Genomic DNA, 23,322 nt, shown 5'->3' on the forward strand with positions numbered 1-23,322 from the left:
GTAATCGTTTGTCAAAACAAATTAATAAATACAATCGAGATGGTCAGACCATTGGCCGCCTATCACGCTTTCCAGACCGCTTTCAACAGCTTTTGTGTGTAAGGATGTGACGGTCGGGTGAAGATGTCGGACACCTCCCCCGACTCGACGACGGCGCCGTCCTGCATCACCGCGACGCGGTGCGCCATCGCGCCGATCACCTCCAGGTCGTGGCTGATGAACACGTAGCCGAGGTTGTATTTCTGTTGCAAATTCGCGAGCAGCTTCAGCACCTGCTGCTGGATCGACACGTCGAGCGCCGACGTGGGCTCGTCGAGGATCAGGATGCGCGGCTCCAGCACCAGCGCGCGCGCGATCGCGATCCGCTGGCGCTGGCCGCCCGAGAATTCGTGCGGATAGCGGTGCAGCACCGTGCGGTCGAGGCCGACTTCGCGCAGCACCGCGAGCGACTTCGCGCGGCGCGCGTCGGGCGTCATGTCCGGGCGATGCAGCTCGAGCCCCTCGCCGACGATCCGCTCGATCGTGTGACGCGGCGAAAGCGAGCTGAATGGGTCCTGAAAGACCACCTGCATGTTCGAGCGCAGCGCGGTCTGTTCGCGGCCGCGATAGGTCGACAGCGCACGCCCCTGGAATTCGATCTCGCCGCCGGCCGTCTTCTGCAGCCCGAGCAGCGCCATCGCGAGCGTCGACTTCCCCGATCCCGATTCGCCGACGATGCCGAGCGTTTCGCCCTGCCGCACCGACACCGACACGTCGGCCACGGCCGTCACCGGCACCGTGCCGAACCAGCCGGCGAAGCCCGGCCGCTTGCGCGCGAACTGCACGCTCACGTGGCGCGCGTCGAGCACGACGGGCGCGATCGGCATCACCGGCGTGACCGCGCGTTGCGGCCGGCTGTTCAGCAGCCGCTGCGTATACGGATGCTCGGGCGACGCGAAGATCCGCTCGACGGGCCCGCTCTCGACGAGCCGGCCATGCTCCATCACCGCGACGCGCTGCGCGAAGTGCCGCACGAGATTCAGGTCGTGCGTGATCAGCAGGATCGCCATCCCGCGCTTTTCCGCCTCCTCGCGCTGCAGCTCGAGCAGCAGGTCGACGATCTGCGCGCGGATCGTCACGTCGAGCGCGGTGGTCGGCTCGTCGGCGAGCAGCAGGCGCGGCCGGCACGCGAGCGCCATCGCGATCATCGCGCGCTGCCGCTGGCCGCCCGACAACTGGTGCGGGTAGCTGTCGACGCGCTTCTCGGGCTCCGCGATGCCGGTGCGCGCGAGCAACGCGATCGCCCGCTTGCGCGCCTCGACGGCCGATACGCCGTCGTGCAGCACGATCGTCTCGCCGATCTGCACGCCGATCGTATACAGCGGATTGAGCGCCGTCATCGGCTCCTGGAAGATCATCGCGATGTCCGAGCCGCGCAGCCCGCGCATCTCGCGCTCGCTCTTGGCCGCCAGATCCTGCCCGGCAAAACGGATCGCGCCGGTGACATCGGCGTCGCGCAGCAACCGCAGGATCGACAGCGCGGTCACGCTCTTGCCGGACCCCGATTCGCCGACGAGCGCGACCCGCTCGCCGCGCCCGATCGCGAGCGTCACGTCGTCCACCGCGACCGTGTCGCCGAAGCGCACGTGCAGATGCTCGAGCGACAGCAGCGGTTCGTCCGCCTTCGATACGACTGCGTCGCTCATCGCTGCCCTCCCGCCGCGCGCACCGAATCGGCGATCCGCGTGTCGAGCGCGTTGCGCAGCGCATCGCCCATGAAGGTCAGCAGCAGCAGCGTCGCGACCAGCACGCCGAACGTCGACAGCGAGATCCACCACGCGTCGAGGTTGCCCTTGCCCTGCGCGAGCAGCTCGCCGAGGCTCGGCGTCGGCGGCGGCACGCCGAGCCCGAGGAAATCGAGGCTGGTGAGCGCGAGAATCGAGCCGCTCATCCGGAACGGCAGGAACGTGATCACCGGCGTGAGGCTGTTCGGCAGCACGTGGCGCCAGATGATCTGCCAGTTCGTGAGTCCCATCGCGCGGGCCGCGCGCACGTAGTCCTGCGTGCGGTTGCGCAGGAACTCGGCGCGCACGTAGTCGGCAAGCCCGATCCAGCCGAACAGCGACAGCAGCACGATCAGCAGCAGGAAGCTCGGCTCGAAGATCGACGCGAAGATGATCAGCAGGTACAGCTCGGGCAGCGAGCTCCAGATCTCGATCAGCCGCTGCCCGACGATGTCGATGCGCCCGCCGAAGAAGCCTTGCACCGCGCCCGCGGCGATCCCGAGCAGCGTGCCGATCACGGTCAGGATCAGCCCGAACTCGACCGAGATGCGGAACCCGTACACGAGCCGCGCGAGCAGGTCGCGGCCCTGCGCATCGGTGCCGAGCCAGTTCTCGCGCGACGGCGGCGCCGGGTTCGGCACGTTCGAGAAGTAGTTCAGCGTGTCGTAGTAATAGCGGTTCGGCGGATAGACGACGAAGTTGCCGGGCGCCTCGAGCCGCTTGCGCACATACGGATCGAGATAGTCGGCCGGCGTCGGGAAATCGCCGCCGAAGGTCGTCTCCGGGTACGCATGGAACATCGGGAAATAGGTCTGGCCGTCGTAGCGCACGACGAGGGGCTTGTCGTTCGACCACAGCGGCGCCGCGAGGCTCGCGGCAAACGCGACGACGAAGATCACGAAGCTCCAGTAGCCGAGGCGCTGCTGCCGGAAGCGCTGCCACACACGGCGGGCCGGCGACGGCGACACGCGCGCGCGCGCGGCGTCGATGCGGGGGGATGCGACGGCCCGGTTCATCGCGCGCCTCGCCCGCTGGCGCCGGGCATGCGAATGGCTCGTTTCATGTCAGCGCTCCAGGTTGTCGAATTGAATGCGCGGATCGACCCACACATAGCAAAGATCGGAAATCAGCTTGGTCGCGAGCCCGATCAGCGTGAACAGGTACAGCGTGCCGAGCACGACCGGGTAATCGCGCCGCACGACCGACTCGTACGACAGCAGCCCGAGGCCGTCGAGCGAGAACAGCGTCTCGATCAGCAGGCTGCCGGTGAAGAACGCGCCGATGAACGCGGCCGGGAAACCGACGATCAGCGGCAGCATCGCATTGCGGAACACGTGCTTCCACAGCACGCTGCGCTCGGAGAGCCCCTTCGCGCGCGCGGTCAGCACGTATTGCCGGCGGATCTGGTCGAGGAACGCATTCTTCGTGAGCATCGTGATGACCGCGAAGCTGCCGACGACCGACGCGGTGATCGGCAGCGCGATGTGCCACAGATAGTCGAGCACCTTGCCGACGAGCGACAGCTGCGCGAAGTTGTCGGACGTGAGGCCGCGCAGCGGAAAGAGCTGCCAGAACGAGCCGCCGCCGAACAGCACGAGCAGCAGCACGCCGAGCACGAAGCCCGGAATCGCATAGCCGACCAGCACGACGAGGCTCGTCGCGACGTCGAACGGCGAACCGTTGCGCACGGCCTTCGCGATGCCGAGCGGCACCGAGATCAGGTACGTGAGGAAGAACGTCCACAGCCCGATGCTGATCGACACGGGCAGCTTCTGCACGACCAGCGACCACACGCTCTGGTGGCGAAAGTAGCTTTCGCCGAGATCGAAGCGCGCGAAGCGCTTGAGCATCAGCCAGTAGCGTTCGAGCGGCGGCTTGTCGAAACCGTACAACGCCTTGAGCTGCGCGAGCTGCTGCGCGTCGACGCCGGTGTGCGCGCGCATCCCGAATGGCGTCGCGCCCTGCTCGGTCGCGCCCTTGCGCAACTCCTGCACGGCCTGCTCGACCGGGCCGCCCGGCACGAACTGGATCACCGCGAACGTGAGCGTCAGCACGCCGACGAGCGTCGGGATCATCAACAGCAGGCGTTTGAGGATGTAGCTCCACATAGGGCGTCGACTCGTGATCGGTGGCGGGTTGGATGAAGGGCCGGCGCGGGTCAGTGATCGGGCTTCGCCCACCAGGTCGACACGACCCAGCCCTCGGCCGAATAGTACAGCGGCAGCGTCTGCGGATAGGCGAGCGTGCGTCGGTACGCGACGCGGTGCGTCGTGCTGTACCACTGCGGCACCGCGTAGTAGCCGTGCATCAGCACGCGGTCGAGCGCGTGCGTCGCGTCGAGCAATTCCTCGCGCGTCTGCGCGGTGCCGAGCGCGTGCAGCAACGCGTCGACGGCCGGCGATTTCAATCCGATGAAGTTGTCGGAGCCCGGCTCGTCGGCGAACTTGCTCGCGTACCGCGAGTATTGCTCGGCGCCGGGCACCTGCACGCCCGGCAGGCGGATCGTCGTCATGTCGTAGTCGAACGCATCGAGGCGCTTTTGCAGCAGCGCGTAATCGGCCGTGCGAAACCGCACGGCGATGCCGAGCTTCGCGAGGTTGCGCTGGTACGCGGTCACGACGCCTTCCATCGCGCCGCCCGCATCGTCGAGGATCTCGAAAGCGAACGGCTCGCCCTTCGCATTGCGCAGCGCGCCGTCGCGATAGGTCCAGCCGGCCTGTGCGAGCAGCGCGCGCGCCTTCAACAGGTTCGCGCGCAGCGAGCCCGGCGGATTCGTGTTCGGCTGCGTGACCATCGGGCCGAACACGGCCGGATCGAGCTGCGCACGCAGCGGCTCCAGCAGCTTCAGCTCGCCCTCGCCCGGCGTACCGGTCGCCTGCAGGTCGGTGTCGGCGAAATAACTGTTCAGGCGCGTGTACGCGCTGTAGAACAGCTGGCGGTTCAGCCATTCGAAGTCGAACGCGAGGTCGAGCGCCTGACGCACGCGCACGTCGCGGAACAGCGGCCGGCGCAGGTTCATGAAGAAGCCCTGCATGCCGGCGCCGTTGTGCTGCCGGAACTCGCGCTTGATCAACTCGCCGCTGTCGAAACGCTTGCCGACGTCGCGTCGCGCCCAGTTGCGCGCGACGTACTCGACGAGCACGTCGTATTCGCCGGCCTTGAACGCCTCGAGCCGCGCGACGCCGTCGCCGTACAGCTTGTAGACGATCCGCTCGAAGTTGTGGGTGCCGACTCGCACCGGCAGGTCGGCGCCCCAGTACGCGGAGCTGCGCCGGTAGGTGATCGTGCGGCCGTTGTCGTAATGGTCGATCACGTACGGGCCGCTGCCGATCGGCTGCTCGAACGCGAGCTGGTCGAACGGGATGCGCGAGCCGTCCGCGCGCAATCCCCACTTGCGCGAGAACACCGGCACGCCGCCGGCGATCAGCGGCAACTCGCGGTTCGCGCTGTGGAATTCGAAGCGCACGGTCGCCGGATCGACGACCACGGCCTTCGTGATTTCGGCGAAATACGCGCCGAACTGCGGTGCGGCCTGCTTGCTCTTCAGCGTGTCGAACGAAAACTTGACGTCGTCCGCCGTGACGCGATCGCCGTTCGAGAAGCGCGCGCGCGGATTCAGGTGGAACGTGACCGAGCGGCGGTCCGGCGCGACGTCGATGTCGTCGGCGAGCAATCCGTACGCGGACGCCGGCTCGTCCAGGCTGCCGGTCGCGAGGCTCTCGAACAGCATGTCGATGCCCGGCGCGGTGTTGCCGCGCATCGTGAACGGATTGAACTTGTCGAACGACGTCAGCCGGCTCGGGTTCGCGAGCACGAGCGTGCCGCCCTTCGGCGCGTCGGGGTTCACGTAGTCGAAATGCTTGAAGCCCGGCGGATACTTCGGCTCGCCGTACTGCGCAATCGCGTAGGCCGCGTGCGCGGCGGGCGCGGCCAGCGCCGCGTGCAGCGCCAGCACCGCGGCCACGCGGCCGGCGGCCCGCAGTGCACCGCGGCAGGCGCGCGCGGCGGCGGCCCGGGGCGAACCCTTCGTCATAGAGGCCCTGTCGTCGAATGAGGGTAGTAACGTGGAGCGATTCTACCCATTCAATCCGTCGAGCCAAAAGAAAACCGCCACGCGGGCGGTTTCCTCACGAGCCGTTGTCGCGCGCGCGGCACGCACGCGCGACCGGTCGATCAGCGCCAGCCGTTGTGGCGGCCGCGATCCCAGTGACCGCGATCGCCGCCCCAGCCGCGACCATGGTGGCGATACCATTCGTCGCGGCCCCAGTAGCGGCGGCCGTCCCAGTAGCGGTCGCCGTGCCAGCCGATCACGATCGCCGGCGCCGGCCCGTACACGGGCGCCGGTGCGTAGACGGGCGCCGGCTGGTAGACGACCGGCGGAGGCGGCGGCGCATACACGGGCGCGGGCGCGACGTAGACCGGTGCCGGCACGCCGACGTTGATCCCGACATTGACTCCCGCCATTGCTGCGCCCGACACGAGCAAGGCCGTCATACCGGTCACGAGCGAGGCAACACGCAAAGTCTTCATGGATTCCTCTTCTGGTTGTGTCATGTGTGATTCGACTATAGCGGCAAGCGCCCGCCCCGCATATTTCAAGTTTGTAAGAACTGATGCGCCGCATCGCAACGGGAAGCCCGCGCTAACGTCTTGTAACAATCGGCGCCCGGCGCCCCCCTTTCCGGAAACGTCCTTCAACCTGCGCCGCGGCCCGCGTCGAACCGGAAGCCGAATCGCGCCACCGTTTCGATCCGCGCGGAAAACGCATGCGCGGCCAGCTTGCGCCGCAACCGTACGACCAGCGCATTGACCGTTTCGGGTTCGATGTCCGCATCGCCCCACGCATAACGCAGCACGGCGTCGCGCCCGACCGGCCGCCCCGCTTCGCGCAGCAGGCATTCGACCACGCGAAATTCCCGGGCGCTGAGCGCGAGCCGCCGGCCCCGCTCGTCGAGCGCGCGCGTCGCCGTGTCGAGCCGGATCGATTCCCGCATCGCGATGACGCCCGTGCGGCGCCACAGTGCGCGCAGCCGCTCGTGCAATTCGACGAACGAGCACGGATGGGCCAGGCACACGTCGCAGCCCGCGTTCAGCATCCGTGCACGCTCGGCGGACGTGGTGCCGGCGACGATCGCGGCAATCGTCGCGCTGCCGGCCGACGCGGCAAGCGGCGGGAATCCGTCGAGAAGCGTCGGCACGGAAGCGCCATCGGTCGCGAGGATCACGATCGCGTCGAACCGGTCCTGCGTCGCCGCGAAACAGCCGTCGCGCCATTCGTCGACGCGTTCGACGCCGTGCATGCTTTCCCGAAACGCCTTGTCGAGCCGCGACGCATCAGGCGTCGGCGGCGCAATCAGCAGGATGCGCATCGATCGGCCCCCTCCGTCACGCGAGCGAACGCGGCCAGCATTCGACCGTGATCGCCGCACCGGCCGGCTGCGCATCGCCGATCCGCAGCACGAAACCGTGCACGCGCATCACCGCCGACACGATGCTCAACCCGAGCCCCGAGCCGTTCACGTGGCGCGTGCGCTCGCCGCGATAGAAGCGCTCGAGCACCGCATTGCGCTCGCCGGGCGGGATGCCGGGCCCGGTGTCCTCGAACCGGACGAGCGGACCATGCGACGTCGTCTGGAGCGCGACGCGCACGCGGCCGCCGGGCGGCGTGAATTTGATCGCGTTGTCCGCGAGATTGCTGAACGCCTCGAACAGCAACGCACGGTCGCCATGAATGCCGTCGACCGCGGCCGCATCGAGCTCCAACGACACGTCGACCGCCTCGGCCAGCGGCTCGTAAAGTTCGCACACGTCGCGCAGCAACGCCGCGACGTCGACCGCGGCAAACCCGCCGCGCCGGCTCAGCGTGCCGATCTCGGAGATGCGCAGCATCGCGCGAAAACGTTCGAGCAGCCGGTCGGTTTCGTCGCGCGCCGACGCCAGCAGCGCAGCCGACGCGGGATCGTGTGCGCAGAACGGCTGGTCGGCTAGCCGCGCCAGCATCGTATGCACGCGTGCGAGCGGCGTGCGCAAGTCGTGCGCGATCCCGTCGCAGGTATGGCGCACCTCGCCCATCAGCCGCTCGACTTCGTCCAACATATGGTTCACGAGATGCGCGAGCAGGTCGAGTTCGTCATAGCCGCCGACCGGCAGCCGCTTGCCGAGATCGCCCTCGGCGATCTGCCGCGTGACGCGCCGGATCTCGGCGACGCGGCGCATCTGCCGCATGCCGAGCATGCTGCCGCCCGCGACGCCCGCGATCAGGATCATCACGCCGCCGATCACGAGCCCGCGAATCGCGACGTCGCGGATCTGGATGAAATGCGACAGGTCGCGCGCGACGACCAGCGTCATCCCGTCGTCGCGGCGCACTGCCATCGCGCGCGTGATCGGCGACGATTGACCGTCGAGCGGCGCGAGCGTGCGGTTCAGCGTCCGGCCGTGGCGATCGGTACGCAGCACGGGCGGCGTCGCGATGTCGCCAGCCACGCGGCGCCCGCTCGCGTCGAACAGCCCGTAGAAATTCGTATGCATGTGCTCGTGCTCGAGCCGCCGATGGATCGCGAGCGGCAGCTCGGCGTCGGGAATCGAATCGAAATAGATCAGTTGCCACGCAAGCACCTCGTCGGTGTCGCGGGCCATCGTGTGCGTCGCGGCCACGCTGATCACGCCCGCGAGCAGCAGCAGCGACACCGAGAAGATCGCCGCGTAAGCACACAGCCAGCGAAACGTCGTCGTATGCCAGCGGCGCGTGAAGTTCGCCGCGCGGGCTGCGTCCATCCGTGCCTCCATCAAGCGAGCATGTAGCCCGATCCGCGCACCGTCTGGATCATCGGGTTCGCGCCAGGCGGATCGATCTTCTTGCGCAGCCGCCCCATGTGAACGTCGATCAGGTTGGTGCCGGGATCGAAGTGATAGCCCCACACGGCCTCGAACAGCATCGTGCGCGTAATCGTCTGGCCCGCGTTGCGCATCATGAATTCGAGCACGCGGAACTCGGTCGGCAGCAGCGGAATCTCGTCGGCGCCGCGGCGCGCACAGCGCGAAATGAGGTCCAGCTCGAGCGCGCCGACCTTCAGCAGCGTCTGCTGCGGCACGCCCGATGCCTGCCGGCGGCGCAGCAGCACTTCGATGCGCGCGCTCAGTTCGCCGGAATCGAACGGCTTCGTCAGGTAATCGTCGCCGCCCGCACGCAGACCGCGAATGCGCTCGTCGACGTCGCCGAGCGCGCTCAGCATCAGCACCGGCGTATCGATGCCGACCGTGCGCATCGCGGTCACGATCGCGAGACCGTCCGCCCCCGGCAGCATCCGGTCGAGCGTGATCGCGTCGTACGATGCGCTCATTGCGCGCATCATTCCTTCTCGGCCGTTGTCGATCCAGTCGACCTCGAAGCCGCGTGCGGTCAGCTCGCCGACGATTTCGTTCGCGGTCACCGCATCGTCCTCGACCGTCAGTACTCGCATGGTTGCCCTCGCAATGAACGTCAAGACGGGCGCGCACGATGCGCCCGCCGCTATCGTAAGCGCCGCGATCGCCGCGCGGCGCCAGATGAAAATAGCTTCATCCTGCGTCGCGGCACGCGCCTGTGAAACATGTTTCATCCGTGCGTCGGCCGCGCTGCGGCCGGGGCCGCCTACGCTGACGTCATGCGGCATCGGGCCGCGAAACCAGGAGCTACCGGATGAAACTGTCGACCACCGTCGCCTGCATGCTGCTCGCATGCGCCAGCACCGCCGCATTCGCGGGGCCGCACCTCACCCCGCAGGAATGCAATGCATACCCGTTCGTGCACACGGGCCGCGACGTCACGCGGGCGGACCTCGTGCGCGAGCTGACCGAACTCGAACAGGTCGGCTACGATCCCGCCCATGCGAGCCCGTACTACCCCGACGACCTCGACGGTGCGAAGCGTCGGCTCGCCGCCGAGTACCGCGCGGACTGCACGCATGCGCTGACGGCCGATGCCGGCGTGCGGCACTGACCGCCCTGCCCCGCGCGACGCAGCAGCGGGAAAAAACGAAAAGGCGGCACGTGCCGCCTTTTCTTCATGAACGCGCATGGAGGTGAACCCGATGCGCCGCGCCGCCGCTCAACGCGACATCATGTTCATGCTCACGTTGTGCATCACCCACAGCGTGCCGACGATCAGGATCGCGGCAGTCAGCACCGTATAGCTGAACGCCATCACGTTCCAGCGCTGGCCCGACGAGCCGTTCATGTGCAGGAAGTACACGAGGTGCACGACGATCTGCACGAGCGCGAGCACGGCGAGCCCGATCAGCGACGCATGCGGCGACAGCACGCCGCCCATCACGAGGCCGAACGACGCGGCCGTGAGCAGCACCGACAGGATGAAACCGGCGACGTAGCCGCCGACACTGCCGTGCCCTTCTTCGAGTTGAGACGAATGCGAATGGGCCATTTAGATCACGCTCGCGAGATAGACAAAGGAAAACACGCAGATCCACACGATGTCGAGGAAGTGCCAGAAGAGGCTCAGGCACGTCAGGCGTCGCAGGTCGCGATCGGTCAGGTCGCCGCCGCGCAACACGATCTGCGCGGCCAGCACGATCATCCACAACAGGCCGGCCGTCACGTGCAGCCCGTGCGTGCCGACCAGCGTGAAGAACGCCGACAGGAACGCGCTGCGCTGCGGGCCGGCGCCTTCCGCGATCAGGTGCGAGAACTCGCGCAGTTCCATCGCGAGAAACGCCGCGCCGAGCACGAACGTCACTGCGAGCCACGCGAGCAGCGCACCGCGCCGCTGCTTGTACGCCGCGAGCATCGCGAAACCGTACGTGATGCTCGACAGCAGCAGCGCGGCGGTTTCCACCGCGACGCCCGGAATGTCGAACAGCTCTTTCGCGGTCTGCCCGCCCGCGTACTGGTGGCCGAGCACCGCGAACGTCGCGAACAGCGCCGCGAAGATCACGCAGTCGGTCATCAGGTACAGCCAGAACCCGAACACCGAATGCGACGGCGGATGGTCGTCGTGCTCGAGCAGGGTTGCGCTCAAGGTTTTCTGCAACATCAGTTGGCCTCCAGTTCCACGTCGTCGACGCGCGCCGGGCGCTTCGTCGGCTGCTTGTCTTCGGTCTTGCGCACCGTCGACGCAGGGATGTAATAGCCGTCGTTATCGCGCGAGCTGTAGATCACGAGCGTCGCGATGATCCCGACGAGCCCGCCGATCGCCATCCACCAGATGTGCCACACCAGCGCGAAGCCGAGCACCAGGCTGAAGATCGCGATCACGAGGCCCGCACAGGTATTCGACGGCATGTGGATGTCGCGGATCACGGCCGGGTTCGGCCGGCCTTCGCCGCGCGCCTTCATGTCCGCATACGCGTCGAGCGTGCGCACCTGCGGGATCACCGCGAAGTTGTAGTCGGCCGGCGGCGACGACGTCGCCCACTCCAGCGTGCGGCCGCCCCACGGGTCGCCCGTCGTGTCGCGGTACTCCGGCAGATGGCGGTTGCGGATGCTGACCACCAGTTGCAGCAGCTGGCACGCGATGCCGATCGCGATCAGCACGGCGCCGAACGCGGCGACCAGCAGCCACGGATGCCAGGCCGGGTTGTCGTAATGGTTCAGGCGGCGCGTCATGCCCATGAAGCCGAGCACGTAGAGCGGCACGAACGCGACGTAGAAGCCGACCTGCCAGAACCAGAATGCCGCCTTGCCGAGCTTCTCGTTCAGCTTGAAGCCGAACGCTTTCGGAAACCAGTAGTTGAAGCCCGCGAGATAACCGAACAGCACGCCGCCGATGATCACGTTGTGGAAGTGCGCGATCAGGAACAGGCTGTTGTGCAGCACGAAGTCCGCGCCGGGAATGGCCATCATCACGCCGGTCATGCCGCCGAGCGTGAACGTGACCATGAAGCCGATCGTCCACAGCACGGGCGTCGTGAACTGGATCCGGCCGCGATACATCGTGAACAGCCAGTTGAACACCTTCACGCCGGTCGGAATCGCGATGATCATCGTCATGATCCCGAAGAACGCGTTCACGTTCGCGCCCGAGCCCATCGTGAAGAAGTGATGCAGCCACACGAGGAACGACAGCACCATGATCGCGCAGGTCGCGTACACCATCGTCTTGTAGCCGAACAGCGGCTTCTTCGCGAACGTCGCGATGACTTCCGAGAAGATCCCGAACGCCGGCAGGATCAGGATGTACACCTCCGGATGGCCCCACGCCCAGATCAGGTTCAGGTACAGCATCGCGTTGCCGCCGGCGTCGTTCGTGAAGAAGTGCATGCCGAGGTAACGGTCGAGGCCGAGCAGCGCGAGCGTCGCGGTCAGGATCGGGAACGACGCCATGATCAGCACGTTCGTGCAGAGCGCCGTCCACGTGAACACCGGCATCTTCAACAGCGTCATGCCGGGCGCGCGCATCTTGATGATCGTCACGAAGAAGTTCACGCCGGTCAGCAGCGTGCCGACACCGGAGATCTGCAGCGCCCACAGGTAGTAGTCGACCCCTACCCCCGGACTGAACTGCAGCTCCGACAGCGGCGGGTACGCGAGCCAGCCCGTCTGCGCGAATTCGCCGATCACGAGCGACAGGTTGATCAGGATCGCGCTGACCGCCGTCATCCAGAACGACAGCGAGTTGATGAACGGGAACGCGACGTCGCGCGCGCCAATCTGCAGCGGCACGATCAGGTTCATCAGGCCGACCATGAACACCATCGCCATGAAGAAGATCATGATCACGCCGTGCGCGGTGAAGATCTGGTCATAGTGGTGCGGCGGCAGGTAGCCGGGCGCGTTGTACGCGAGCGCGAGCTGCATGCGCATCATGATCGCGTCGGCGAAGCCGCGCAGCAGCATGATCAGCGCGACGATGATGTACATCACGCCGAGTCTCTTGTGGTCGACCGTGGTCAGCCATTCCGTCCACAGCCATTTCCAGCGGCCGGTGATCGTCAGCGCGGCGAGAATGCCCAGCACGACCAGCCCCATGAAGGCGCCGGCCCCCATGATGATGGGCTGATCGAACGGGATCGCCGAAAGTGTGAGTTTGCCGAACATGCGTTACCCCTTCGTGCCGCAGGCGGCGTCCTTCAGGTCGAGGACGTGGCCATCGTTGTATTTCGCGATGATGTTGTGGAAGAGCCGCGGATCGACCGACGAGAAGTAGCGCACCGGCGCCTTTTCGCTCGGCTGCGCGACGCTGCCGTATACGGTCGCGTCGAGCCGGTCCGGCGACGCCTTCACCTTCTGCACCCACGCATCGAACTGCTCGCGCGGCTCGGCGAGCGTGCGGAACTTCATGTCGGAGAACCCGCGGCCGCTGAAGTTGGCGGACGTGCCCGCGTAATTGCCGGGCTCGTCGGCGATCAGGTGCAGGCGCGTCTGCATGCCGGCCATCGCGTAGACCTGGCCGCCGAGCTGCGGGATGAAGAACGAATTCATCACCGAATCCGACGTGATGCGGAAGTTCACCGGCGTGCCGACCGGAATCGCGAGCTGGTTCACCGACGCGATGCCGAATTCCGGATAGATGAACAGCCACTTCCAGTCGAGCGCGACCACCTCGACGTCGATCGGCTTCACCGCCGATTCGAGCGGCTTGTACGGATCGAGTTCGTGCGTGGTCTTCCACGTGAGCACGCCGAGGAACAGGATGATCAGCGTCGGCACCGTCCAGATCACGACCTCGATCGCGGTCGAGTGCGACCAGTTCGGCGCGTAGGCGGCGTTGCGATTCGACGCGCGGTAACGCCACGCGAACCATAACGTCAGCAGGATCACCGGCACGACGACGATCAGCATCGCCCACGTGGACGTCGCGATCAGCGCCTTTTCGGCCGCCCCCACGCTTCCTTTCGGATTTAGTACATCTAAATTACAACCTGACAGGCTCAATGCCGCGCCCATTGAAAGCAGCGCCGACCAGCCTCTTGATGCTCTTCTTTTCATCACACAGCCCGAGGGTCATTGAATCCGTTTGCGTATGCCCGATGCGCATTCGATTCACGAAATTGGCCGAATCATACGTCGCGCGAGTGCGATGAAAAACCGGTGCATGCGGCAAATCATCATTGCAAAATCTGCCGTGAGTCACATTGTCGCGGGGCAATTTCACGCAGCCGGAAGCGCGCCCGGCACTTGCCGTGCCGGGCCGCGGATCGATGTGTGCGCAACGATGCGCGCCGCGCGATGCGGCGGGCTTGCGCGGCGTGGTGCGGCTCGGTGTGCCGCGCTCAGTCGTGCGTCGATGCCATGTACGACGGCAGCGCCGGCGCGGGGCCATCCCCCGCCGGCACCTTCGAATGGCTCGCTTCCTGGATCAGCTTGCCGACGGTCGGATCGATCGCATCGGTGAACGGCTTCGGATCGATGCCGACCGCCAGCACGATCAGCGCGAGCGACGCGAACATCACGATCTCGCGACGGTTCAGGTCGGCGAGCTTCGCGATCCGCTGGCTCGCGACCTTGCCGAACACCACGCGCTTGAGCATCCACAGCGTGTACGACGCGCTGAGGATCAGCGTGAGCGCCGCGATCGCGCCGATCCAGAAGTTGAAGCGGATCGCGCCCATGATCACCATGAACTCGCCGACGAACCCCGACGTGCCCGGCAGCCCGACGTTGGCCATCGCGAACAGCAGCGTGAAGGTCGCGAAGCGCGGCATCACGCCCGCCACGCCGCCGTATGCGGCGATCTCGCGCTGCCGCGTGCGATCCACGAGCACGTTCACGCACAACAGCATCGCGCCCGCCACGAAGCCGTACGACACGAGCTGCACGATCGCGCCTTCGACGCCGATCCGGTTGAACAGGAACAGCCCGAGCGTGACGATGCCCATGTGCGCGACCGTCGAATACGCGAGCAGCTTGCCGAGATCGGTCTGCGCGAGCGCGATCAGGCTCGCGTAGACGATCGCGAACAGCGACAGCGCGATCACGGCCGGCGCGAAGAAGTGGCTCGCGTCGGGCGTGATCGGCAGCGCAAAGCGCAGGAACCCGTAGCCGCCGAGCTTGAGCATCGCGAGCATCAGCGCGGCGCCCGTCGGGCCGTCCGTGTACACGTCGCTCAGCCACGTGTGGACCGGCCACATCGGCACCTTGACCGCGAACGCGGCGAAGAAACCGAGGAACACCAGCAACTGCGGCGCGAAGCCGAGCTGCAGCGTGCGCCACACGGCCATGTCGAACGTATGCGACTGCGCGTACAGGTACAGCATCGCCATCAGCAGCAACAGCGAGCCGGCGAACGAGATGAAGAAGAACTTCACGGCCGCATACACGCGGCGCTCGCGCCCCCACGTGCCGATCAGCAGGTACAGCGGGATCAGCGTCGCCTCGAAGAAGATGAAGAACAGCAGCCCGTCCTGCGCGACGAACACGCCGACCATCAGTCCGGACAGGATCAGGAACGACGCGTAGTACTGCGCGACGCGCACGGTGACCGATTCCCACGATGCCACCACTACCACCAGCGTCGTGAACGCGGTCAGCACGACGAGCCACAGCGACGCGCCGTCGATGCCGACCCGCCATCCGGCATTGAATGCCGCGAGCCAGTCGCGTCTTTCGACGAACTGCATCGCCGCCGAATGCGCGTCGAAACCGGCAATCAGCGGAACGACGGCCGCCAGCCCGGCAATCGAGCCGACCAGCGCAATCAGTCGTATTCGGCGGAAATGCTGGTCGGAACCGGCGCGCAGCAGGCCCGCGCCGAACAGTATCGGAACCCAGATGGCCAGGCTCAGAAAGGGGAAATCATGCATGTCAACAACGCCTTGAGGAGGTCGCGCCTTGCATCGGGGACAGGCGCGACGAAAGGAACGAAATCAAATCGACAGGTAGATTTCGTGAATCGCCAATGTTGGCTAAATGTAAAGCAGCATCACCGGAAAACTTGATGCCGCTCAAACGCGATCGGGTTAACCAGCATAAGGCGATTGATTATTTTCTGCAGCGCAGCAGAGCATTGTTTTTTGGCGTCGGCGTAGGCCAATGATTTATATGCGTAATTTTTTGTATTGACCGATGCGGCGCGCGCCAGGAATAGACGCAGCGCCGCATTTTTGATACCAACCGGTCGTTTCGAAGGGCCGGAACGACCGGATTGACGGCTCGCGGTGGGGAGATCGTGCAGGGTCGCCTGCCTTACACACGCCCTTTCATTTTTATTTCACAGGGGTCGCGTGATCTTTTCCGCGACAGGAATCGATCGCGCGACCATAGAAAGTTCATTTCACGACCGAATACAGCAGCGACCCCGAAAACAGAACCAGCAGCACCGACGCCGAACGAAATAGCGCCGTGATATGACGCGGCCCGGATGCCAGTATCCTCGTCACGCGCCCGAGGCTCGCCCAACCCGCTCCAATGGGCACGAGGACCAGCAGAAACGCACCGAACGCGACGGCCCCGTTACCGACGTTCTGAAACGCCTGGAGTGGAAACGCCGTACTTGCAAGCAGAAAAGCCTTCGGATTCAATAGCGTGGCGACGACGACATCGTGCCACGTCACCGGCTTCGAACGCCGATCCTCTTCCAGCGTGCCCCGTGCCCACATTTTTGCCGCCAGCAGCAGCAGATACGACGCGCATGCCAACTTGATCACGCTCAAGATTTGAGGATGCGCCACGGCGAACGCCAGCAGCGAAACGCCCCAAGCCGAGATAGCGATGACGTAGCCTGCGCCTTCGGCGAACAGGAGCGGGAGGGTTCGCGTCAGACCAACGCTTATTCCGGACGAAAAAAGTAACGTGTTGGTCGGTCCCGGAACGATCAATACCAGGGCCGAGTAAAGGCATATCGTAATGAGTTGATGCGTATCCACTGCAATCTCGATCGAAGGGGTGAGCCAATGTATTCGGCTTCTCGCGCTACGAGGCGATGTCGGTCCCGCCTATCGAACTGCACAACTGCGCAAGAATATCGAGACCCCGCGCCGGCTCCCGTACAAACGGATTCGTCTGGTCCCACGCATAACCCGCCAGAATCGAGCAGACCATGCGTTTCACGTCGGAGGCCTTGTCTTCGTGAAACACGATGTCTTGCAGCGCGCCCGAGTACCAGCGTTCGACGAAGGCGCGGAAGGTGTCGATGCCCTTGCGCAGCGCGATGTCGTAATCACGTGCCCAGTCGACCGACTCGCCACGCAACTGCCGTTCGAGTGCGGCGACCGCCAGTTGAGCCGAGCGCATCGCGATCGTCACGCCCGACGAAAAGATCGGATCGAGGAATTCGCCCGCGTTGCCGAGCAGCGCATAGCCGGGGCCGTGCAGGGTCTCGACGTTCGACGCATAACCCGAGATGCGGCGCACGGGCATCACGAACGGCTTGCTGCCGACCAGTCGCGACAATGTCGGCTCGCTTTGCAGCAGTTCGCGCAACAACGATTCCTGTCGCGCGTCCGGCACGTCGAGAAACCCGGCATCGGCCACGCAGCCGACCGACGAGCGCCCGTTCGTCAGCGGGATCATCCAGAACCACACGTCGCGTCGCTCCGGATGAACGGCGATGCAGATCTTGTCGCGATCGGTCGACCCGGCCGGCAGGCTGTCCTCGACGTGCGAAAAGAGGGCCGCTCGCGTCGGCAGGCCGGTCGGCGCGTCGAGATCGAGCAGTCGCGGCAACACGCGGCCGAACCCGCTCGCATCGAGTACGAACGACGGCTGAACGGAATAGTCGTGCCCGGCTTCGTCGACGATGTCGAGCCGCGGCTTGTCGCCCGGCTGGAAGGCGCGCACCGTATGGCCGAATCGCACGTCCGCGCCCTGTTCGGCCGCACAACGGATCAGCAGATCGTCGAAGGCCGCGCGCTCGACCTGATAGGCCGTCCCCCAGCCCGCGGAAAACTTCTCGCGAAAATCGAACGACGACATCCTGTCGCGATAGACGAAGTACGCGCCGTTCTTGAACTGGAAGCCGGCCTCGACGACCGCCTGCAGCATGCCCGCCTCCTCGAGATACTGCATGCTCTGGGGCAACAGGCTTTCTCCGATCGAAAAGCGCGGAAAATGCTGACGCTCGAGCACCAGCACCGAACGGCCGGCCTTGCGCAGCAGCGCGGCCGCGACGGCACCGGAAGGCCCGGCCCCGATGATCGCGACGTCGATGGAATTCGATTTCATTTCACTCATGCTTGCCAATTCAGTCCGATTGATTGGGTATCTTATGTTTCTGACGCCACGATCCGGCGTTGCCAACTACAATAGGCGCTCAACAAATCCAAGATCGATGAGAGACCCATGACGTCCTCCCGCACGCACGCGCCCGCCTATGTTCCCGAAACCCGGTTCGGCATCTGGTTTCTTCGCACGCATACGTGGGAACATCACGTGCTCAAGGTTGCGATCGACGATCTGAAGCGGCTCATCGCGGCGCCGCTGCCGTCGGCCCCCGTCCTCCTCGACGCAGGATGCGGTCAGGGCAAGTCGTTTCGCCTGCTGAGCGAAGCGTTCGCACCCGCCAGGATCATCGGTATCGACTGCCACGACGACTCGCTCGCGCATGCGTCGGAAGCGGCGCATCGCTGCGCCACGCCCGTCGAACTGCGGCATGCCGACTGCACGCAGATTCCGCTTGCCGATGCGAGCGTCGACATCGTGTTCTGCCATCAGACCTTTCACCATCTCGTCGATCAGGACCATGCGCTGGCCGAGTTTCGCCGCGTGCTGAAACCCGGCGGACTGCTGCTGTTCGCCGAATCGACCGACGCGTACATCAAGTCGTGGGTGATCCGGCTGCTGTTCCGCCACCCGATGGAGGTTCAGAAAAGCGCCGACGGCTACCTTGCCATGCTACGCGACGCCGGGTTCGGTTTCGACACCCGCAACGTGTCGTTCCCCTATCTGTGGTGGAGCCGCGCGAAAGACTTCGGACTCCTCGAGCGCATCGGCCTGTACGCACCGAAACCCGGCAAGCGCCGCGAAACGCTCGTCAACGTCGCCGCGCGCAAGCCTGCCTGAGCCAGCAAGGCCGCCGTTCGGCGGCCCCCTGCTACCGGCCGGTGCCGGTTACTGCTTCAACGTCACGACCTCGCCCGTCAGCGCCGCGCCGGCAACCACCGCGCCGGCACCGCACGTGTACTCGCTCGGGCTGGAGCGCGACACGTTGCGGTAATTGCTCTTGATGCCGACCACCGCATTGCCGCCCTCCTTGCGCGCGCGCGCCTGAAGCTCGATCACGGCCGACAGGAATACATGCTGACACGCCGCCTCGTCGCTCTTGCCGAACGCGTTGGTCTTCTTGTTGGTCGCGAACGTCCCGTACGACTTCATCACGCGCGGATGCGGCTGATCGCCGAAATAGAGCGCGACGCCGTCGTCGAGCTTGCCTTCCTCGCTCTTCAACGCGCTGTCGATCGGATAGTCGCGGATCGTATCCCGTGCGTAGGCGGCCGAAGCCGCGAACGTCGCGCCGATCAATGCCAGTGCCATGCGATATTTCACGTGTGCCCCCGTCATTGAGCATTCAACTGCACGACGTCGCCCGACACGGCAATCGCGCCCGCACTGCCGCTCACGCCACACGTATATTCGGTCGTCGAATTCGAGCTTTTTTCATGGAAGCGCGTCGTCACGTTGATGACCGCATTCCCGCCGTGATGCTTCGCATAGATGCGAAGACGGTTCAGCGCTTCCGCCAGCGCTTGCTCGCACGTCGGCTGCTCGCTTTCGACCCGGCGCACGCGCACCGATTCCGAACGCGGACCGATGCTGGTCTTGACCTCCGGATGCGGCTGCGCACCGAAATAAATCGCGACGCCGCTCGTGTCCGGTGCCGTTGCCGCTGCCGGCAGAGGCAGCGAACGCACCACGGTGCCGCACCCGGTCAGCAACGATGTCGCGACCAACATGCCGGCCAGATGTCGTGTGTGCTTCATTGTTATCGTCCTCTCAGCTCAGTAAGTTCACTTCAATCGCCCTTCCAGGCGTCCAACAACACACTTGCACAGCTGCCGCCGAATCCGAACGAAACCGACAGCGCGCGTTCGATCGCGAATTCGCGCGCGTCGCGCACGAGCGGCATGCCGGCTATCGCGGGATCGGGCACATCGCCGACGGCCGAGCCCGCGACGAAGCCGTCGCGCATCATCAGGATCGTATAGATCGCTTCATGCGCACCGCTCGCGCCGAGCGGATGCCCCGTCATTCCCTTCGTCGACGAGAACGCCGGCACGTCGCCGCCGAATACGTCGCCGAGCGCTTTCAGTTCCTCGACGTCGCCGCGCTGCGTCGACGGCGCGTGCGTATTGACGTAGTCCGGACGCCGTTCGCCGCCATGTTCGAGCGCGCCACGCATCGCGCGCGCCATCCCCGGCGCATGCGGCATCGCCATGCCGGCGTTGTCCGTGCATTGGCCGAATCCGCTGATCTCCGCATGAATTCGCGCGCCGCGCGCGCGTGCATGCTCGAGCGATTCGAGCACCAGAATGCCGGCGCCGGACGCGATCACGAAACCATCCCTGTCAAGCGCATACGGACGCGACGCGCGGTCCGGCGTGTCGTTGAAACCGCTGGACAACACGCCCATCGCGTCGAACATCAACGTCATGTTGTCGTGCAGCGCCTCGCTTCCACCGGCCAGCACGATGTCCTGGCACCCGGAGCGGATCAATTGCGCCGCTTGCCCGATCGCGAGCGCCCCGCTCGTGCACGCGGACGACGGCGAGTACGACACGCCCTCGATGCCGAACACCTGCGCGACGCATGCCGACGCCGTGCTGCTCATCGCCTTCGGCACGACATAGGGCGGCGTCTTGTCGATGCCGCGATGCTGCGCGATCGTCATCGCGTCGTCGTAGTCGGCCATCGATCCGATGCCGGACCCGACGATCGCGCCCACGCGCGGCGAACGGAGCACGTCGGCAGCGAGGCACGCATCGTCGAGCGCCGACGCGGCCGCATGCGCGGCAAAGCGCGCCGTGTCACCCATGAAGCGTTCGTGCTTGCGGGCAAACCGCGCTGCCGGGGCGACCGACGCCACGCCGGCGACCTGGCTGCGAAAACCGCGCTCGCGCCATGCGTCCACGCGGCTCACACCCGAGTGACCGGCGCGCAGCGCGGCCGATACTTCGTCAAGCGCGTTGCCGAGGCACGACACGATGCCGAGCCCCGTGACGACGACGCGCGCCGTCATGCGGCGACCCGCCGGAAGATCAGCGACGTGTTGATCCCGCCGAACGCGAAGTTGTTGCTCATCACGAATTCCGCTTCGATCCGGCGCGCGTCGCCGACGATGTAGTCGAGCGGCGCGCAGGCCGGATCGATCGTATCGAGATTGAGCGTCGGCACATACCAGTTGCGCTTCATCATCTCGATCGTCCACCACGCCTCGAGCGCACCACATGCGCCCAGCGTATGCCCGACATAGCTCTTCAGCGAGCTGATCGGCATGCGTTCGCCGAATACGGACGCGGTCGCATGACTTTCCGCGACGTCGCCCCGGTCGGTCGACGTGCCGTGCGCGTTCACGTAGGCGATCGCATCGGCATCGAGCGCCGCATCGCGCAGCGCGACACGCATCGCGACCGCCATCGTCTCCGCGGTCGGCTGGGTGATGTGCGCGCCGTCGGAATTGCAGCCGAAACCGACGATCTCCGCATGGATCGTCGCGCCGCGCGCCATCGCGTGCTCGTATTCCTCGAGCACGAGCGTCGCCGCGCCTTCACCGACCACCAGCCCGTCGCGATCGGCATCGAACGGCCGCGGCGTCAGGTTCGCGGCATCGTTGCGCGTGCTCGTCGCGTACAACGTATCGAACACCGCGACCGCCGGGCCGGACAACTCCTCCGCGCCGCCCGCCAGCATCAGCGCCTGCTTGCCCGTCGCGATCGCCTCGTACGCGTAGCCGATTGCCTGGCTGCCGGACGCGCAGGCCGACGACGTCGGCACGATCCGGCCTTTCAGATCCCAGAACAGGCTGACGTTGACTGCCGTCGTGTGCGGCATCATCTGCACGTAGCTGTTCGACGTGACGTCGCGCATCGATCCCGTCTCGATCATCGTGCCGAACGCGCGGATCGGCTCGACCGATCCCGACGACGACCCGTACGCGACGCCCATCCGGCCGTCCCGGATCGACGCGTCGTCGCCCAGCCCCGCATCGGCCAGTGCCAGTTCGCTCGCGCGCACCGCGTACATCGATACGGGCCCCATCGAACGGGTCTTCTTGCGCGGATACGTGCGCGGCAGCTCGAACGCCGGCAGCGGGCACGCGAGCCGCGTATGCAGCGCTTCGTAGCAGTCCCATTCCGGCATGTAACGCACCGCGTTGCGCCCGTCGCGCAGGCGCGCCTCGATGTCCGCCCAGCTTTGACCGAAGGCGGTCACGCCGCCCATTCCCGTCACGACCACTCGCTTCATCACACCATCCCGCCGTTGACGCCGATCACTTGTCGGGTGACGTAGGTCGCCGCATCCGACATCAGGAAGCCGACCACCGCCGCGACTTCGTCAGGCTGGCCGACGCGGCCCATCGGGACCGTCTTCAATGCCTGTTCCAGCGGCACGTCGTCGAGCATGCCGGTATCGACCAGCCCGGGCGCGACGCAATTGACCGTGATCTTTCGCGATGCCAGTTCGACCGCCAGCGCCTTGGTCGCGCCGATCAGGCCGGCCTTCGCGGCGCTGTAGTTGACCTGGCCGCGATTGCCCATCACGCCCGACACGGACGCGATCGTCACGATCCGGCCGCCGCCGCGCAGACGCACCATCGGCATGGTCAGCGGATGAACGACGTTGTAGAACGCGTCCAGCCCGGTTTCGATCACGATATCCCAGTCCTCCTCGGACAGCGCCGGAAACGCGCCATCCCGCGTCACGCCCGCGCTGCAGACGATCCCGTAGTACGCGCCGTGCGCGTCGACGTCGGCCTCCAGTTCACGCCGGCACGCCGCGCGATCGCGCACGTCGAACTGCAGCACGCTCGCCGTGCCGCCCTGCGCGCGAATCGTCGCGGCGACGCTTTCCGCGTCGTCGCGGCCGGTGCGGCAATGAACCGTCACGGCGAAACCGTCGGATGCCAAGCGCAGTGCCACGGCGCGGCCGATGCCGCGGCTCGCCCCTGTCACGAGAACTCGCCGAGTCATGAATTGAAACTCCCTTCGATAAAAGTCTGAAAATCGCTCGGTTGGTACACCTTGACGACGGCTTCCGCGCAGCACTCGCCGTCGGCATGAATCGCGCACTCGTACGCGCCGTGCCCCTCGTCGCCGCGCAACAGTTCCCGCGCGACGATGCGCAGCGTCGTGTCCGTGCGGAACGCGGGGCGATGCGCGACATAGCGGTTCGCGCCGAGCAATACGCCCGGCTTCGCCCGGCCGCCCGCATGCGCGGCGAGCAGGCCGACGTGCGCGGCGATCGCCTGCGCCATCAGCTCGATGCCGATCCACGCCGGCATCGCACCGCTGTCGTCGGCGTACCACGCATCGCGGCGCGCCATCGCGCTCACCTCGATGCCGGTTTCCGAGCAGCGCTCGATCGAGTCGAGCAGCAGCATCGTGCCGCGATGCGGCAGCACGTCGCGCATGTCGCCGACAGGAATATCCGCGCCGCCGTGCAGCGCGTCGATCAATGGTCCGGCTTGCAT

At 66.0% G+C, this 23,322-nt stretch carries 23 protein-coding genes; 2 read left to right on the plus strand and 21 right to left on the minus strand.

What is annotated here, in order from left to right; translation table 11 throughout:
- Nucleotides 1-62: 62 nt before the first annotated feature.
- The 8 genes from GJG85_RS10855 to GJG85_RS10890 form a co-directional block, all read right to left on the minus strand.
- A complete protein-coding gene (locus GJG85_RS10855; protein WP_124631406.1) occupies nucleotides 63-1,685 on the minus strand; it encodes a dipeptide ABC transporter ATP-binding protein in 1,623 nt (540 codons plus the stop codon).
- Nucleotides 1,682-2,779, minus strand: a complete 1,098-nt coding sequence (locus GJG85_RS10860) for an ABC transporter permease (protein WP_050012940.1) — start codon at nucleotides 2,777-2,779, stop codon at nucleotides 1,682-1,684. Before GJG85_RS10860 ends, GJG85_RS10855 begins: the two co-directional genes overlap by 4 nt.
- A 48-nt stretch (nucleotides 2,780-2,827) precedes the next feature.
- On the minus strand, nucleotides 2,828-3,871 hold the full coding sequence (locus tag GJG85_RS10865) for an ABC transporter permease subunit (RefSeq protein ID WP_050012941.1): 1,044 nt from the start codon (nucleotides 3,869-3,871) through the stop codon (nucleotides 2,828-2,830).
- A 50-nt stretch (nucleotides 3,872-3,921) separates the two neighbouring features.
- Nucleotides 3,922-5,796: an extracellular solute-binding protein gene (locus GJG85_RS10870; protein ID WP_204383309.1), complete on the minus strand. Its 1,875-nt coding sequence runs from the start codon at nucleotides 5,794-5,796 to the stop codon at nucleotides 3,922-3,924.
- A gap of 140 nt (nucleotides 5,797-5,936) precedes the next feature.
- Entirely contained in the window at nucleotides 5,937-6,293 is a 357-nt protein-coding gene (locus tag GJG85_RS10875) for a hypothetical protein (RefSeq protein ID WP_204383311.1), read from the minus strand.
- A 164-nt stretch (nucleotides 6,294-6,457) separates the two neighbouring features.
- On the minus strand, nucleotides 6,458-7,132 hold the full coding sequence (locus GJG85_RS10880) for a winged helix-turn-helix domain-containing protein (protein WP_050012944.1): 675 nt from the start codon (nucleotides 7,130-7,132) through the stop codon (nucleotides 6,458-6,460).
- Between the two features lie 16 nt (nucleotides 7,133-7,148).
- Entirely contained in the window at nucleotides 7,149-8,540 is a 1,392-nt protein-coding gene (locus tag GJG85_RS10885; RefSeq protein WP_050012945.1) for a HAMP domain-containing sensor histidine kinase, read from the minus strand.
- A gap of 11 nt (nucleotides 8,541-8,551) precedes the next feature.
- Entirely contained in the window at nucleotides 8,552-9,226 is a 675-nt protein-coding gene (locus GJG85_RS10890) for a response regulator transcription factor (protein ID WP_050013034.1), read from the minus strand.
- 218 nt (nucleotides 9,227-9,444) lie between these two features.
- Between GJG85_RS10890 and GJG85_RS10895 the strand changes: the two genes are divergently transcribed.
- Complete coding sequence (locus GJG85_RS10895) at nucleotides 9,445-9,744, plus strand: DUF4148 domain-containing protein (RefSeq protein ID WP_050012946.1); 300 nt, start codon at nucleotides 9,445-9,447, stop codon at nucleotides 9,742-9,744.
- Between the two features lie 108 nt (nucleotides 9,745-9,852).
- Here GJG85_RS10895 and cyoD read toward each other — a convergent pair whose 3' ends face one another.
- The 7 genes from cyoD to GJG85_RS10930 all read right to left on the minus strand — a co-directional run bounded on the left by cyoD (nucleotide 9,853) and on the right by GJG85_RS10930 (nucleotide 17,870).
- A complete protein-coding gene (gene cyoD, locus GJG85_RS10900) occupies nucleotides 9,853-10,185 on the minus strand; it encodes a cytochrome o ubiquinol oxidase subunit IV (RefSeq protein WP_050012947.1) in 333 nt (110 codons plus the stop codon).
- A complete protein-coding gene (gene cyoC, locus GJG85_RS10905) occupies nucleotides 10,186-10,794 on the minus strand; it encodes a cytochrome o ubiquinol oxidase subunit III (protein WP_027784811.1) in 609 nt (202 codons plus the stop codon).
- On the minus strand, nucleotides 10,794-12,797 hold the full coding sequence (gene cyoB / locus GJG85_RS10910) for a cytochrome o ubiquinol oxidase subunit I (RefSeq protein ID WP_050012948.1): 2,004 nt from the start codon (nucleotides 12,795-12,797) through the stop codon (nucleotides 10,794-10,796). Before cyoB ends, cyoC begins: the two co-directional genes overlap by 1 nt.
- Nucleotides 12,798-12,800: 3 nt before the next feature.
- The gene (gene cyoA / locus GJG85_RS10915; protein ID WP_050012949.1) at nucleotides 12,801-13,688 is read right to left on the minus strand and encodes a ubiquinol oxidase subunit II; all 888 of its coding nucleotides are present in this window, start codon (nucleotides 13,686-13,688) and stop codon (nucleotides 12,801-12,803) included.
- A gap of 284 nt (nucleotides 13,689-13,972) precedes the next feature.
- Complete coding sequence (locus tag GJG85_RS10920; protein ID WP_050012950.1) at nucleotides 13,973-15,502, minus strand: NADH-quinone oxidoreductase subunit M; 1,530 nt, start codon at nucleotides 15,500-15,502, stop codon at nucleotides 13,973-13,975.
- Nucleotides 15,503-15,967: 465 nt separating this feature from the next.
- Nucleotides 15,968-16,564: a LysE family translocator gene (locus tag GJG85_RS10925; RefSeq protein WP_235356183.1), complete on the minus strand. Its 597-nt coding sequence runs from the start codon at nucleotides 16,562-16,564 to the stop codon at nucleotides 15,968-15,970.
- Nucleotides 16,565-16,610: 46 nt separating this feature from the next.
- Entirely contained in the window at nucleotides 16,611-17,870 is a 1,260-nt protein-coding gene (locus tag GJG85_RS10930) for an NAD(P)/FAD-dependent oxidoreductase (protein WP_050012951.1), read from the minus strand.
- 108 nt (nucleotides 17,871-17,978) lie between these two features.
- On the opposite strand from GJG85_RS10930, the gene GJG85_RS10935 reads away from it, so the two are divergent.
- Nucleotides 17,979-18,698, plus strand: a complete 720-nt coding sequence (locus GJG85_RS10935) for a class I SAM-dependent methyltransferase (RefSeq protein ID WP_050012952.1) — start codon at nucleotides 17,979-17,981, stop codon at nucleotides 18,696-18,698.
- A 48-nt stretch (nucleotides 18,699-18,746) separates the two neighbouring features.
- Here GJG85_RS10935 and GJG85_RS10940 read toward each other — a convergent pair whose 3' ends face one another.
- From GJG85_RS10940 to GJG85_RS10965, 6 genes are read right to left on the minus strand one after another with little or no spacing between them, the layout of a single operon-like run.
- Complete coding sequence (locus GJG85_RS10940; RefSeq protein WP_089488578.1) at nucleotides 18,747-19,169, minus strand: excinuclease ABC subunit A; 423 nt, start codon at nucleotides 19,167-19,169, stop codon at nucleotides 18,747-18,749.
- A 23-nt stretch (nucleotides 19,170-19,192) separates the two neighbouring features.
- Nucleotides 19,193-19,615: a signal peptidase gene (locus tag GJG85_RS10945; protein ID WP_089488579.1), complete on the minus strand. Its 423-nt coding sequence runs from the start codon at nucleotides 19,613-19,615 to the stop codon at nucleotides 19,193-19,195.
- Between the two features lie 32 nt (nucleotides 19,616-19,647).
- Nucleotides 19,648-20,871, minus strand: coding sequence for a beta-ketoacyl synthase N-terminal-like domain-containing protein (locus tag GJG85_RS10950; RefSeq protein WP_050012954.1), 1,224 nt, complete (start codon nucleotides 20,869-20,871; stop codon nucleotides 19,648-19,650).
- Nucleotides 20,868-22,097, minus strand: coding sequence for a beta-ketoacyl-ACP synthase (locus GJG85_RS10955; protein WP_050012955.1), 1,230 nt, complete (start codon nucleotides 22,095-22,097; stop codon nucleotides 20,868-20,870). Before GJG85_RS10955 ends, GJG85_RS10950 begins: the two co-directional genes overlap by 4 nt.
- Entirely contained in the window at nucleotides 22,097-22,822 is a 726-nt protein-coding gene (locus GJG85_RS10960) for a 3-ketoacyl-ACP reductase FabG2 (protein WP_050012956.1), read from the minus strand. Before GJG85_RS10960 ends, GJG85_RS10955 begins: the two co-directional genes overlap by 1 nt.
- A complete protein-coding gene (locus GJG85_RS10965; protein ID WP_204383312.1) occupies nucleotides 22,819-23,322 on the minus strand; it encodes a hotdog family protein in 504 nt (167 codons plus the stop codon). Before GJG85_RS10965 ends, GJG85_RS10960 begins: the two co-directional genes overlap by 4 nt.

Origin of the sequence: Burkholderia sp. MS389 (assembly GCF_016899425.1) — a bacterium.
In the GTDB taxonomy this organism is placed as follows: domain Bacteria; phylum Pseudomonadota; class Gammaproteobacteria; order Burkholderiales; family Burkholderiaceae; genus Burkholderia; species Burkholderia sola.